This is a genomic window from Burkholderia sp. S171 (assembly GCF_009766085.1).
Classification (GTDB): domain Bacteria; phylum Pseudomonadota; class Gammaproteobacteria; order Burkholderiales; family Burkholderiaceae; genus Caballeronia.
In genome coordinates, this window is sequence record NZ_LMUF01000064.1 from 280,846 (window position 1) to 294,189 (window position 13,344).

Sequence of the window (13,344 nt, forward strand, 5' to 3'; positions counted from 1 at the left end):
TTGCGGGCCTTTTGCAGGACGAGCAGCGCCGAGGCGTCTATGCGCCTTTGCGTTTGAACAGGAAGGGAAAGGTCCAGATGGGACCTTTTCAGAAGAGAGCCTGCTGGATCAGTCCTGCAACGCGGTCCACATTTCCTTGTCGCGTTGCGCGGTCCAGATGCGCGGGTGAGCAATGCCGCTCGCTTCGTCGAAGGCACGCGAGACGTCGAACGGCAGGCAATGCTCGTAGATGAATACCTGGCCGAACTTGGGGTCCATCGATTTGCGCGTGTGCGCCATTGCACCCTTCAGGTCAAGCTTCATTTCGAATGCCTCGCGGCCCGCCTGCAACAGGGTCGTGACGAAATCCTTCGTATAGTCGATGCCCTTGTGGACATCGGCCGGTGACAACAACGCCGGACCGCGGCCGGGAACCAGCTTGTCGGCATTCAGCGCACGCAGTGCTTCGAGGGTCGTCGGCCATTGTTCGAGCTGCGCATCGCCGCAATAGCAGGCCGCGTCGTATTCCACGAGATCGCCCGAGAACAACACCTTCTGCGACGGCAGCCACACCACCGTGTCGCCCTTCGTGTGACCCGAGCCGAGATGCGCAATCTTCACTTCGAGCTTGCCCAGCCACAGGGTGATTTCCTTTTCGAAGACGAGGGTCGGCCAAGTCAGGCCCGGCACCGTCTCGACGCCAGCAAACAGGCGCGGAAAACGCTCGATCTCCGACTTCATGTCTTGCTCGCCGCGCTCGACGATCATCTCGTACGTTCCGCGGCTCGCGATCACCTGCTGCGCGCCTTCTTCGAAATAGGCCGATGCGCCCAGCACTCGCACCGCATGGTAATGGGACAGCACGACGTATTTAATCGGTTTGTCGGTGACGCTGCGGATCTTCGCGATCAGGTCTTGCGCCATAGCCGGCGTGGCCGTCGTGTCAACGATCAGCACGCCGTCGTCGCCGATGATCACGCCCGAGTTCGGATCACCTTCCGCGGTGTAAGCGTAGGCGTTCTCCGAAAGCCGCGTGAACGTGATCTTCTTTTCTTCCAGGTCTGCCTGGGAAGCGAATGCCTTTGCCATGTTTGTCTCCGTGCTGTGACTGTGGGAATAGGTCATCTTCGTCTTAGCAAGTATATTTGTCAATGACAAATATACTTGCTATTAATTAAGTTAGACGAGTGCCCGTTTATCCGATCAGCGATGCTGATCGGATACCATGTAGCCGTTCTATTACGAGGCACCCAATTGATTAAAACGCCGGCCAGTAAAGGCCTAGCCAATGAAGTTGCGGACGCGCCTGCAGAAAAGAAGCAGCGAGGCATTCAAAGCGTCGAAGTGGGCGGCCGCCTGCTGGAGGCACTGGCGCGGCATCGCGGACCGCTGGGATTGAGCGAACTCGCGGCCGAGGCGCAACTGTCGTCTGCACAAGCCCACACGTATCTCGTGAGCCTGACACGGCTGGGTCTCGTCAAGCGCGATGTACTCACTGGCAATTACGAACCGGGCCCGCTTTCGTTGCGCCTTGGCCTGATGCATATCGAGCAGCAGCCCGCATACCGCATTACGGTTCCGTACGCCGCCGCGTTCGCGGAAGTCATCGGCTTCAGCGTGGCGGTATGCGTTGCGGGCGTGCAGGGACCGATCATTGTTCGATACGAGCGCGGCGGATTTCCGCTGCACGTAAACCTGCACGTCGGCACAGTGATGTCGCTCGATATGACGTCGACCGGACGCGTTTTCTGCGCGTTTTTCGCGCCCGAGCAAGTCGCCGCCATGGCCCGGAGTCAAATGACCAGTCGGTCTAACCCGGGCGCGAGCGATCGGCAAATGACCGGCGGATCGGCTGTCAATCAGCAATGGCGAGCGCGTCTGGACGACATTCGCGAGCGCGGAATCGAACGCGGCATCGATGTGCCAAGCCCCGGCATCAGCAGCCTGAGCGTGCCGGTATTTGACGCCGAACATCGGATGCAACTCGCGCTGACTGTCATCGGCTCGTCCGGTTCGATCGACGTCGACTGGGATGGCCGCGTCGCGCGTCAATTGCTGGAAACCGCTCAACGCGTGACCCATGCGCTCGCGAACCCTGGTTGAGATCATGCAAATCGAATCACCGGCAAGCCCGGACGATACCGTCTCACCATCAAGCGATGCGAAAGCGCAGCGCGGCATCAATGCGCTAGACAGCACGGGCGAACTGTTGCTCGCCTTGGTTTCAGCCGGTCGGCCGCTGTCGCTCCGAGATCTGGCTGCGGCTGCTGAGATGCCGGCGGCAAAGGCGTTTCCACACCTGGTGAGTTTGCTGAAGACAGGGTTGCTGAGTCGCGACGACACCGGATGTTTCGACGCCGGGCCGCTCAGCATGGAACTCGGCCTGATCGCGTTGCAGCGTCTGTCGCCGACGCGGGATGCCGAGCCCGAGATCGCAGCACTCGCTGCCGACACCGGCATGAGCGTCGCGGCGGCGACGCTTGGTCCCCTCGGACCCACCGTGATCCGCCTGGAGGAGTCCGCGCGGCCGCAACACGTCAGCTTGCGGGTCGGCACTGTCATGTCACTAGTCAATACCGCGATCGGCCGGGTATTCGCCGCACACGTGTCTGACGACGTGCTCTCGGGTCTGTTGCCGCAGGAACCGATCAGGCTTGCAGGCTTACTGGCAACCAGCACCCTCCCAACTGACTACCGCACGCGTCTCGCCGACATTCGCGAGACAGGGATTGATCGCGCGTTTGATGCACCGGTTCCAGGCATCGGCACGCTGGCCGCGCCCGTGTTCGATCACACCGGCAGTATTCGCCTCGTCATTGCGCTGATTGGTTCGTCAGGAAGCTTCGATCCCAGCTCGCAAGGGGGGATCGCGCAGCAACTGCTCGCCGCGACGCAACGTTTGTCGTGGCGCTTTGGCTGGATCAGCGGCCGTTGATTTCAGTGCGATCAGGGCAGGGCGGCGTCCGGCTGCTGGGAAGGCTCGGCCGCCGCCATGACGGCCCGCGTGACGAAGATACGGTAGTGGCCGGGAGACTGTCGGCCGCTCGGCATAGAGCCCCTTTGCGACCTGCTGCGGCGAATTACGTCCGACGGGCAGCACGTCCGCCAACGCTTCTGTTGCAAACTCGTTGCCAAAACAGGATTGTTATCCGGTGCCGGCGGCCATCGTCAGGCCGTGTGTTGCTTCCGACATGAACTGCTCCGGTTGAATTCGAAATGTCGATTCAGTTGGTCGGTTCCGGCGCGGCACTAGCCGTGCTTGCACCCGCGCGTGCCAGAGCAAGCGCTTCGCTCAGGACGTCTGCATCACCAATATGATTTGCCAGCAGCAGCACCAGCTTGGCATTCATGAAGTGGCTTTCCTCGTCGGTCAGTCCGTTGTGCACATCGATCAACTTTTCGTAGAACGCGTCCGGATCTGCAATGTTCGATTCAATGTTGAGCTTGTTCATGGTCCTTTTACCCGTTGCACGTTGCGCGATTGAGGGCCGTTTTGATCGACGCAGCGTCGAGGGCGCGCCACCGCGCGCAGACATGCTGGTCGGGACGCAGCAGGTAGAAGGTCCCGGGTCGCGCATCAAAACGATGCGTGACGATGCCTTCCACGTCCTCGACGATCGTGATGCCGGGCGCAGTTGTCATCGCCGCTCCGCGTGGTACGACCATCAGTGCATGCACCGGTACCGGCAGATGGCCCAGCTCGGCAAGCCGGTCGGCGGTCTGTTCAACGTCGTCGCCAAGGCCGTAAAAATAAACGCCCGTGAATTCCCCACCCGCCGTGTGAGTCAGGAACCACGCTTCCTTTCCGTCGACTAGCACTGGCGCGTCAGTGCAGACAGAGCCCGGAATCATCGTGCAGGCGAAACCGTCGGCAGGTTCGTCGGGCGTATTCAGTGGTGAATGGCGCAGCACTGCGGGCACAGACAGCCTGCCGCTATTCACAATGCGTCGCGCAAACGGACAGTCCTTCGCAAGCTTGAGCGTCGCATCGCGGAATAGGCGCGACACTGTGCTTTTGGGCGTGATGAAGTCGGTCGCGCGCGTCGAGTTGAGGATGTTTTCGTCGGCGGCATATTCGCGCTCGGATGCATAGGTGTCGAGCAGCGAAGGCGGCGCATTGCCGTTGACGACCAGCCGCAATTTCCACGCGAGATTGTCCGAGTCCTGCACGCCGCCATTCGCGCCGCGTGCGCCGAACGGTGATACCCCATGCGCCGAGTCGCCCGCGAAAAGCACTCGGCCATGGCGGAAGCTATCCATGCGCGAGCATGAAAACGTATAGACGCTCACCCATTCCAGGTCGAATTCCGCGTCGTCGCCTAGTAGGGCCTTGACGCGCGGAATGACCCGCTCCGGCTGCTTCTCCGCGATCGGATCGGCGTCCCAGCCAAGCTGGAAGTCGATCCGCCACACGTTGTCGGGCTGCCGATGCAGCAGCACGGACTGGTTGCGGTGAAATGGCGGATCAAACCAGAACCAGCGCTCGGTCGGGAATGACGCCTTCATTTTCACATCGGCGATCAGGAAACGATCCTTAAAGGTTCGCCCGCGGCTGTCGAGACCGAGCGCACTGCGCACCGCACTGCGCGCGCCGTCGGCCGCGATCACGTACTGCGCGCGCAGCGGATAAACGCCATCGGGCGTTTCGACCTGCAACTCGACGTAGTCGTCGTGCTGCGTGAGGCCAATGACATTGCTCTTCCAGCGCATCTGCAGGTTTTCTGTCTTCTGTGCGCGCTCAGCCAGATAGCCCTCGACGTAATACTGCTGAAGATTGATGAATGCAGGGCGGGCATGACCGGTTTCAGGGAGCAAGTTGAATGTGTAGATCAGCTCGTCCTGCAGGAACACCTTGCCGACGTTCCAACTCACGCCCTTTTCGACCATCTGAGCGCCACAGTCGAGACGGTCGAAAATTTCCAGCGTACGTTTCGCGAAGCAGATCGCGCGAGAGCCGCTGGAAAGCGTGTCGTTATTGTCTACAAGCACGGTGCGCACGCCCTGCTGCGCCAAGTCGATCGCTGCTGCAAGTCCCACGGGCCCAGCACCGATGACGACGACTGGATAGAGTGCCGGCGTCCCCGCATCGTGATCCGGGGTCCGCTCGTAGTTGAACCGCAGCGTTTGATAATCGACCTGCATGGTGTCTCCGTTTACTGTCAAACGACGAATTAACATATAGCAATAGTGTTTGCTATTAGCTAATATTTGTCATTGTATGAGGCTTTTGACATACGCAAACCTGTGTTTACCCTGACGTCGGCGTCCGCGCGGTGGCGTTCAGATGATGTGGTCACCGTTGCGGTCAAAGCCAATGGCTAGCAGGATGACCCGTTTGGCTATCGGACCTTCAATAGCCAAAAGTGTTAATTGAAGGCTGCCTCTTTAGGGCAGTTGTTGTCTTCAAAATAGCTTTTAACCGATTCAGTCAAACGTAATAAACTGCGCTGACGTCCATACCTTGCTGTCGTCTCGCTGACGGCCGAACACATATATCGGTCGGAAGCCGAAGGCAGCGTTCTGAACCGCTACCTCGCAACTTCCCGATACATCGACGGGCAGCGGCTTGTCCGTCAACCGCTCGACGGAAAGAAACAATTCCGTGCCGCCGCGAGCGAAGAAATCAGGACGATGCGTGAACGCAGGGACATAGCCATTGGCAAACCGGATAAGTGACGAAGACGTATCAGAACTTGTGGCGGATGGCGATGCGCACGGCCGTCTGCCGATCGCTCAGCGAAGGCGTCAGATTGCTGATGGCAGCTACCGCGTTTTCACCTTTGGAGTCCGTTCCGGAAGCCTTCTGATAGACGCCGACGAGGTAGAGGTCAGTGCGCTTGGACAGGAAGTAGTCGGCGCCGAGTGCGGCCTGGTAGTACTTGGCACCGGCGTCAGTCGCCCCGTTCGCTTGCGTGACCGAGCCGCCCTTCGTGTAGTCGAATGCCACGCCCAGCAGCAGCGCCGGCGTCAGCTGATACTTGAAATTGGCTTCGACGTTGTTAAACGTCGCCGTGTCGCCGCGCTGGAACGCAGACGCGCCATTCGCACCGAGATTCATGAACTTGACGTTCGAATAGGTCGCGCCGATCGTGGCCGCGCCGAACGTGTACGCGCCGGCCGCCCCTATCACCTGGTACGAATTGGCCGACACGTAGCCGGAGTAGACCGGCGTCGTGACGGCCGAGGCCGTCGACGACGACGTGTTGTTGCCGAACAAGCCACCTGCGTTCGACGGCGTGCGTGCATTCAGGTAACCCGCGCCGAGCACCAGCGGACCGTTGTTGTAGCCCGCGCCGAACGACCAGATCTGGTTCGCAGAGAAGTCTCCGGCAACGCCGCCGAGGCTATACGTGCCGCCGAAAGTCAGGCCGTTGTAGTTGGCGCTTGTGTACTTGACCGTGTTATTGGTGCGATAGGAGTTGTTGAAGTTGTCGATGTCCCCCGTATGCGCCGCGATGTAGCCGCCCCATTGATCGCCGGCTTCCAGCGGACCGACGTAGTCGACAACAGAGTCATACTGGCGACCCAGCGTGATCGAGCCGAATCGCGAGCTCGAAACGCCGACATACGCCTGACGGCCGAACATCAGTCCGCCTTGTCCCAGCTTGCCCGTGTTCACGTCGAAACCGTTTTCCAGCGCGAAGATCGCTTTCAGTCCACCGCCGAGGTCTTCGGCGCCGCGCAGGCCGAAGCGGCTGCCCTGCAGCACGCCGGACGACAGGTTATAGAGCGTGTGGCCGCCCGAGTTCGACGTGTAGTTGATGCCTTCGTCGATGATCCCATACAGGGTAACGCTGCTTTGAGCGTGCGCCACACTGAACGCGCCCATTGCCGTCAGTGCAAGGTAAGTCTTTTTCATTGTCGATCTCCAGTCCAATAGTGAGTGTTTGTTTTGCCAAAAAAAACGCAACGCCGCGGTCTTCAGGGAGACCTTCAGGCGCGTTCAATGGGTCTTTAGCTGATTCGTTCGAGCCAGCCGAATTTGTCCTTGGCCTTCCCGTACTGGATGTCGGTCAGTGCCTTCTTCAAACGCTGCGTGAGCGTGCCCGGCAACCGGTCGCCGATCTGGAATTTCTCTGAGGCGCGCGTTACTTCAACGATTGGAGTTACCACGGCAGCGGTGCCACACGCGAACGCTTCCGCAAGCAGGCCGCTTCGTGCATCGGCTTGCCATTGATCGATGCTGTAGGGCGCTTCCCGGACCTCGTAGCCTTGATCTCGCGCGAGCGTGATCAGCGAATCACGCGTAATGCCGGGCAAGATAGTGCCGGTGAGCGGGGGTGTCTGAATCAATCCGTTCTTGAAGACGAAGAACACGTTCATGCCGCCCAGTTCTTCGACCCAGCGACGCTCGACCGCATCTAGGAATACGACCTGATCGCATCCGTTCGCAGTCGCTTCGGCCTGGGCTGCCAGACTCGACGCATAGTTTCCGCCGCACTTGGCATCGCCCGTACCTCCCGGGCCCGCGCGCGAAAGCGACTCGCTCACCCACAGCGACACGCCCGCGCTCTTACCATGAAAGTAGTCGCCGACAGGGCAAGCCAGCACGAAGTACCGGTATTCCATGGCCGGCTTCACGCCAAGGGCTGCTTCGCTTGCGAACATGAAAGGACGCAAATAGAGTGCGCCACCCGGCGTGCCCGGAATCCATGCTTTGTCGATCGAGCCCAGCTTGCGCACGGAATCCAGAAACAGGCTCTCAGGAAGTTCAGGCATCGCAAGGCGTTGCGCGGAACGCCTGAATCGCCTCGCGTTCGCGTCCGGCCGGAACAGGGCGGCGCCACCGTCAGGTAGCCGGTACACCTTGAGACCTTCGAAAATCTCCTGCGCGTAGTGCAAGGCCATGGTCGACGGGTGAATTGAGACCGGCGCTGTCGGCACGATTTCGCAATCGACCCACGCGTCTCCCGTGAATCGCGCGGACGCCATGTGTGTGGTGAACACGCGTCCAAACGCAGGGTTGTCCGTCAGTCGCGACGCAGCATCAGCGGAAGAATCCGCTGATGACTGCACGGTGAACCCGGAAATTCGTTTCATATGCACTGCCATCCATTCAACTTGAAATTGATGCGCGAAATTCACTTCACTTACGTCGAACCGAGCTTGCGTGCCACCAGCTTCGCGAAGTAGCTGGCACCCACGGGAATGAGTTCGTCATTGAAGTCGTAGCTCGAGTTGTGCAACTCGCATGGCCCGAGACCAGCCTGCGGACTGCGGTGATTGCCTTCTCCATTCGAGATGAAGCAGAACACGCCGGGCTTTTCGCGCAGCATGAAGGCAAAGTCTTCTCCGCCCATCGTGGGCTCCTGTCGTGTGACGTTGTCTGCGCCGACCAGATCGGCGAGCACTTCCTCGACGAGCGCGGTTTCCTCCGGATCGTTCACGGTCGGCGGCAAAAGACACTTGAAATTGAAGTCGATAGTGGCATCGAAACCGCTCGCGATCCGCTCGGCAATACGCTCCATCTTTTCCTGGATGTAGCCGAGCGTCGCATCGCTGAACGTGCGGACCGTACCCCTCAGATGACAATCTTGCGGAATGACGTTGAATGCCTGACCGGACTTCACCGACGTCACCGATATCACTGCGGAATCCAGCGGCCGGATACCGCGGCTGATGATCTGCTGAAAAGCAAGGACGATCTGAGCGGCGATCGGTATTGGGTCGATCGCGAGGTGCGGCATCGCCGCATGCCCGCCTTTGCCCTGAATCGCGATGTCGAAGATGCTGGCCGAGGCCATCATGGGGCCGGGGGTGACCGAAAACGATCCTGCGCGAAGTCCGGGCCAGTTGTGCATGCCATAGACCGACTCCATCGGATAGCGCGTGAACAGGCCATCCTCGATCATGGCCAGCGCGCCCAGCCCAACTTCCTCCGCCGGCTGGAAGATGAAATACACGGTGCCGTCGAAATTGCGATGACTCGCCAGATACTGCGCGGCCGACAGCAGCATCGCCGAATGTCCGTCGTGACCACAGCCGTGCATCTTCGTCTTCTCGGTGCTGGCATGCGCGAATTCGTTCTGCTCCGGCATCGCAAGCGCATCCATGTCCGCGCGCAGACCGATCGCCTTGCCGTTCGCGCCGCCATCGCGTCCATGTAGGATGCCAACGAGACCGGTCTTGCCGACATTGCGCTGCACTTCGATATCCCAGCCTTCGAGCATGTCCGCAATGATCCCGGCGGTTCGATGCTCCTCGAATGCGAGTTCCGGGTGCGCGTGAATATCGTGTCGAAACTTTGCGATCTGCGGGGCGTTCTCAACGATGAAGGGAATGAGTTTCATGATTGCTTTTTTTAGGCCTATGCGATGGAACGGAAATCAGGATGGGAGATGGCCTGGCGCGGTTTCCTTGAACGACAGCACAGCGAGCGCGCTGACAATTCCCAATGCGCCGACGTACCACGCCGGCGAGAGCGCATTTCCCGTTGCCTTGAGAAGCCAGGTCGCAACGAACTGCGTCGTGCCGCCAAAGATGCTTACGGTCAGCGCATAGGAAATCGACATGCCTGCAGCGCGAATGCGTGCCGGCAGCATTTCCGGAATCGCCACCAGCGATGCCGATCCGCTCAACGCAGTCAACCCGGCTATCACAGTGGTTGCGAAGATCAGTGCGACCGCATTGGGATAAACCTGCAGCATCGCGAACAGCGGGACGCAGAGCAGTGCGATCGCAAGGCGCGGCCAGAACATCACGGGCTTGCGCCCGTGCCGGTCGCTTAGCCAGCCACCGAGCAACGAGAACACGAAGGTCGAGAGGCCCAATGCGAGGGTCGCCCACATCGACGTGGCCGGGTCCATCTTCATGACCGAAATTGCATAGGTCGTCATGTAGGTGCCCAGGTAGGTGAATACCGTGGGCGCCAGGATCAGCAGAACGCCGAGCAGGATGGTGCGATGATGCTTACCAAGCGTTGGCGATGCGTCGCCTCCCGTGGTCTGTGTCTCTTCTTCCAGAGTCTCCGGCATCGACCTGCGCAAATAGATCGCCACGGGAACCATTAGAATTCCTAACGTTAATGGAATTCGCCAGCCCCATGCCTGCATCTGCGGCGCGCTTAGCGTATGAGTCGTGATCAGCCCTGCCAGGCCCGCGATGACGATCGCGAGACCCTGACTGGCGAGTTGCCAGCTGCCCCACCAGCCGCGCGTGTTGTCCGGCGCAATCTCGACAAGAAATGACGTCGACGGACCGACCTCTCCGCCCAGCGCAAATCCTTGAATTAATCGGCAAGCCACGACAATAAGCGGCGCTGCAATACCGATCGACGCATACGACGGCGTGAAAGCGAGTCCCATGGTGCCGATCGTGATCATGAAAATGGTGAGCAGCAGCGCGAGCCGTCTTCCTGCGCGGTCCGCTAACCGGCCAATGAAATACGCGCCGAGCGGCCTGGCGATAAATCCCACACCGAACACGCCTACGGATAGCAGCAAGCTCGTGGAAGGGTCTGTCGCCGGGAAAAACGCTTTGCCGATATAGACGGAAAAGAACGCGTAGACAACGAAGTCGTAGATCTCGAGCGTGTTTCCCGCGACTGTGGCGGCGACCAGCTTCATGTCGAGCGTGCGAGACGAACCGCCGGGCGTTCGCGCACGTCCGTAGACTTCCGTTGTACTCATGATTGGCTCCTGTGACTCTGTGATGGATCGTGGTCCAGCGGGGTTGGTGCAGATAATAGGACGCTCATTTCGAGCCGCACAGACAACCCAAAAATCGCAGCGATAACATTTTGTTAGAGGGGTCGGCGCTATCCCCGTCGTCTATACTGCAAGGGCCTTTTCGCGTGTCGCGCTGCACGATTTTTCCTTTAGTCAGGAGCCGTTCCCGAGAATGACGCCGACCCAACTTCGCGTATTTCTGACCGTTGCCGACGTACTGTCCTTGCGGGCGGCGGCCAAACGACTCAACGTTTCCCAGCCCGCCGTCACCAAGTCGATACGCGAACTCGAGCGGCAGCTCTCCGTGGAATTGATCGTCAGACACGCTCAGGGAATTACGCTCACGGAGTGCGGCCAGGTATTTCGCCGGCACGCCACGTCGATGATCGAAGAGATGCGGCGCACGCGCGAGGATCTGCTTGCGATCGCGCAAGGGATGGAATCGCGGATCGTGATCGCAGTCAGTTCGGCCATGTCGCTGACCGTGTTGCCGACCGCCCTCAAGATGCTCCAGGACGTGTCGCCGCTCACCAAGGTGCACGTGATGGATGCGGCCATGCCGCACGCGCTGGATCTGCTTCGGGATGGGTCAGCCGACCTGCTGCTTGTTCATACGGTGGCCGACTGGGTGGGTGTGGAGTTCAACAGCATCCGCTTTCTTTCGTCGGACATCGTGGCCTGTGCGTCCAGACATAGCCCCCACGCGCGGGCGGTCTCGCTAGCCGACACGCTGGGCGCGCAATGGATCTATCCGAAGAACTCGTTGAACTCGTTCGACACGTTCTTCACAGAGCAGGGCGTGGACCCGCCCGGGCGCATCGTCCGTAGTCAGTCGTTTACTGCGGCACTCTCACTCATGTTGAATGGCGACTCGATCGCATTCATCATCGACGCAACCGTCGATCCGATCTTGGCGCCCTTAGGTATCGTGCGGCTGGAGCTTGCTGAAAAGTTTCCCAAGGCAACCGGGATGGCGATTACGCGGAGCGACATTGCGCCTACCAGAGCCGTGCAGCTCTTCCTGACGTGTCTTCATCAGATAGCATCCAGCCATACGTGATCGGCTATGTCTTTCAAGGCGAAGGTACTCGGCAGCCTCGCGGCGTCCGAGTCGTGACGTATGGTCGACTATCTTCTCACGGCTGTTGCGAAACCGATTCTCCACAGCCCGGCTTGTCGAACAGCGCGGTCAGTCCGCACGCGGACGCATACATCCGGCCGCTCGAGTGGGCGATGCCCGGCGCCTCAAGCGCATGCTGGCGCGTTTGCGGATCGAGCATATGAATATACGCGTCGTACGCGAGTCCACGGGCGTAGCGCGTGATCCCTTGCGCATCGGCCTCGCAATTGTGTCCGACGGCGTCCTCGTCGGGCGAGTTGTCGGCGGTGCCCAGCAGATACACGACGTCGCGCTGCAGATAGCGGGCTTTTACTGCATTGGCCGTGACCGGCGCCCCCGCGTAAGGCGGCACGCCCGTGCGCAGCCCGTAGTTCCAGCGGTCGAACGTGGGGCACCGCTTCGCATCGAACGGCGCGAACGTACCGTTGCCATCGGGCCGGTCGTCTGTCAGATAGAGGTAAGTGGCCGGGTTGGTGACCACATAGCGGATATGGATCGGCGCGCCGCCGAGATCAACCTCGCCCCGCCCGAGCGCCGCGTAGCGTTGCACGTACTGTCCGCCCGCAGAATGCCCGGCCAGCACGATCGTGTTCAGGTTGGGGAAGATCGCCCGGTTGGCGAGGCGTCTGAAAATCTCGTCAACTATTTCGAATGAACTGAGCGCGACCGGGCCCGTGGAAAGCCGGGCACGCGGCCAGTCGTCTTCACGCCACCGGAGCATGTTGTCCGGCAGGTGATGCGCGGCGATATCCTTCGCGGTCAGGAATTGCGGCGTAATCAGCATCGCGCCGCGTGCGGCGGGTCCCGCGACTCTGGCCGCATACTCGCCCGAGGTGAGGTCGCGGCGGGGCCACCCCGGTATCACCACGACCACGCGTGTCACGTCGGGCTGCGGCTGGGTCCAGTTGCGCGATACCGCGATCGGTACCTCGACAGGACCCGACTGCGTGACGAGCTCCAGCCGTTCGGGCTGCACCTTCGGCACTGGGGTATGCACGACATCGCGCTCGCGCATGACCGGTGCAGCTGTAGTGGATGAAGCAGACAATGCGGGCGCTGCGTCTGGCGTATCGGGTTGAACCGCCGATGCCGACATCGCGACCAGCATCAGGGAAAGTGCGTAGGCTGGACCTCTTTGCGGATGCAAGCTTGACCTCCTTCACATCGTCGTTGATGGGCGTTGGACGCCCGATACCACCGTGCGTCTTCTGTTGATCTTGCCTATCAGGAAACGATGCGACAGACGGTCGCGTTGACCGGACGCTGCGCCTGGAGCTTCCACTTCGATTTACCGTTTGTTACGCGCGCCGCGATCGGCCGCGCGTCACACCCGGATGGCGGGGGCGACGGCGTAGGCTGCAACCGCGTTTGCCCGCAAAGAGCGGGGGTTGCTGAACGGCGTCATCCAGGTAAGCGCGTGATGCTGCCTGCTGCTCATTGTCCCTGCACAGGATGTCCGCGGCGCGATTGAATAGTCGGATGTAGCCGATGTGCTGCGCGCGGCTGTAGATGAACCCGTCCAGCGCCTCGACCGTCACCGGATAAAAAAGCCCCGGATCTCTTGGGTAAATCCGGGGC

11 protein-coding genes and 1 pseudogene are annotated in these 13,344 nt (G+C 60.4%); 3 read left to right on the forward strand and 9 right to left on the reverse strand.

Annotated features, from left to right (window positions below):
* Positions 1–108: 108 nt before the first annotated feature.
* The gene (locus GSQ93_RS36090) at positions 109–1,068 is read right to left on the reverse strand and encodes an MBL fold metallo-hydrolase (protein ID WP_158940883.1); all 960 of its coding nucleotides are present in this window, start codon (positions 1,066–1,068) and stop codon (positions 109–111) included.
* 165 nt (positions 1,069–1,233) lie between these two features.
* Here GSQ93_RS36090 and GSQ93_RS36095 point away from each other — a divergent pair, with 165 nt between their 5' ends.
* Both GSQ93_RS36095 and GSQ93_RS36100 read left to right on the forward strand, forming a co-directional pair.
* On the forward strand, positions 1,234–2,082 hold the full coding sequence (locus GSQ93_RS36095; RefSeq protein ID WP_254074235.1) for an IclR family transcriptional regulator: 849 nt from the start codon (positions 1,234–1,236) through the stop codon (positions 2,080–2,082).
* Entirely contained in the window at positions 2,060–2,914 is an 855-nt protein-coding gene (locus GSQ93_RS36100) for an IclR family transcriptional regulator (protein WP_254074236.1), read from the forward strand. Before GSQ93_RS36095 ends, GSQ93_RS36100 begins: the two co-directional genes overlap by 23 nt.
* Positions 2,915–3,019: 105 nt before the next feature.
* On the opposite strand, the pseudogene GSQ93_RS38480 reads toward GSQ93_RS36100, so the two are convergent.
* From GSQ93_RS38480 to GSQ93_RS36135, 7 genes and pseudogenes are all read right to left on the reverse strand, one after another.
* Positions 3,020–3,145 (reverse strand): annotated as a pseudogene (locus tag GSQ93_RS38480) (homogentisate 1,2-dioxygenase); the annotation flags it as partial.
* A 58-nt stretch (positions 3,146–3,203) separates the two neighbouring features.
* Complete coding sequence (locus GSQ93_RS36110) at positions 3,204–3,431, reverse strand: DUF2783 domain-containing protein (RefSeq protein ID WP_158940888.1); 228 nt, start codon at positions 3,429–3,431, stop codon at positions 3,204–3,206.
* 7 nt (positions 3,432–3,438) lie between these two features.
* Positions 3,439–5,121, reverse strand: coding sequence for an FAD-dependent oxidoreductase (locus tag GSQ93_RS36115; RefSeq protein WP_158940890.1), 1,683 nt, complete (start codon positions 5,119–5,121; stop codon positions 3,439–3,441).
* Positions 5,122–5,665: 544 nt separating this feature from the next.
* Positions 5,666–6,838, reverse strand: coding sequence for a porin (locus GSQ93_RS36120; protein ID WP_158940891.1), 1,173 nt, complete (start codon positions 6,836–6,838; stop codon positions 5,666–5,668).
* 95 nt (positions 6,839–6,933) lie between these two features.
* A complete protein-coding gene (locus tag GSQ93_RS36125; RefSeq protein WP_158940893.1) occupies positions 6,934–8,019 on the reverse strand; it encodes a branched-chain amino acid aminotransferase in 1,086 nt (361 codons plus the stop codon).
* 50 nt (positions 8,020–8,069) lie between these two features.
* Positions 8,070–9,269, reverse strand: a complete 1,200-nt coding sequence (locus GSQ93_RS36130) for a M20 aminoacylase family protein (protein WP_158940895.1) — start codon at positions 9,267–9,269, stop codon at positions 8,070–8,072.
* A gap of 36 nt (positions 9,270–9,305) precedes the next feature.
* Positions 9,306–10,607, reverse strand: coding sequence for an MFS transporter (locus tag GSQ93_RS36135; protein WP_158940897.1), 1,302 nt, complete (start codon positions 10,605–10,607; stop codon positions 9,306–9,308).
* Positions 10,608–10,818: 211 nt separating this feature from the next.
* On the opposite strand from GSQ93_RS36135, the gene GSQ93_RS36140 reads away from it, so the two are divergent.
* Positions 10,819–11,706, forward strand: coding sequence for a LysR family transcriptional regulator (locus tag GSQ93_RS36140; protein WP_158940899.1), 888 nt, complete (start codon positions 10,819–10,821; stop codon positions 11,704–11,706).
* Between the two features lie 76 nt (positions 11,707–11,782).
* On the opposite strand, the gene GSQ93_RS36145 is transcribed toward GSQ93_RS36140, so the two are convergent.
* Entirely contained in the window at positions 11,783–12,913 is a 1,131-nt protein-coding gene (locus GSQ93_RS36145) for an alpha/beta hydrolase (protein ID WP_158940900.1), read from the reverse strand.
* Positions 12,914–13,344 lie beyond the last annotated feature (431 nt).

Excerpts from the sequence above, each read along its gene's own strand:
- GSQ93_RS36090 (WP_158940883.1), bottom strand. The coding sequence starts at position 1,068 with ATGGCAAAGGCATTCGCTTCCCAGGCAGACCTGGAAGAAAAGAAGATC.
- GSQ93_RS36100 (WP_254074236.1), top strand. The coding sequence starts at position 2,060 with ATGCGCTCGCGAACCCTGGTTGAGATCATGCAAATCGAATCACCGGCA.
- GSQ93_RS36110 (WP_158940888.1), bottom strand. The coding sequence starts at position 3,431 with ATGAACAAGCTCAACATTGAATCGAACATTGCAGATCCGGACGCGTTC.
- GSQ93_RS36115 (WP_158940890.1), bottom strand. The coding sequence starts at position 5,121 with ATGCAGGTCGATTATCAAACGCTGCGGTTCAACTACGAGCGGACCCCG.
- GSQ93_RS36120 (WP_158940891.1), bottom strand. The coding sequence starts at position 6,838 with ATGAAAAAGACTTACCTTGCACTGACGGCAATGGGCGCGTTCAGTGTG.
- GSQ93_RS36125 (WP_158940893.1), bottom strand. The coding sequence starts at position 8,019 with ATGAAACGAATTTCCGGGTTCACCGTGCAGTCATCAGCGGATTCTTCC.
- GSQ93_RS36130 (WP_158940895.1), bottom strand. The coding sequence starts at position 9,269 with ATGAAACTCATTCCCTTCATCGTTGAGAACGCCCCGCAGATCGCAAAG.
- GSQ93_RS36135 (WP_158940897.1), bottom strand. The coding sequence starts at position 10,607 with ATGAGTACAACGGAAGTCTACGGACGTGCGCGAACGCCCGGCGGTTCG.
- GSQ93_RS36140 (WP_158940899.1), top strand. The coding sequence starts at position 10,819 with ATGACGCCGACCCAACTTCGCGTATTTCTGACCGTTGCCGACGTACTG.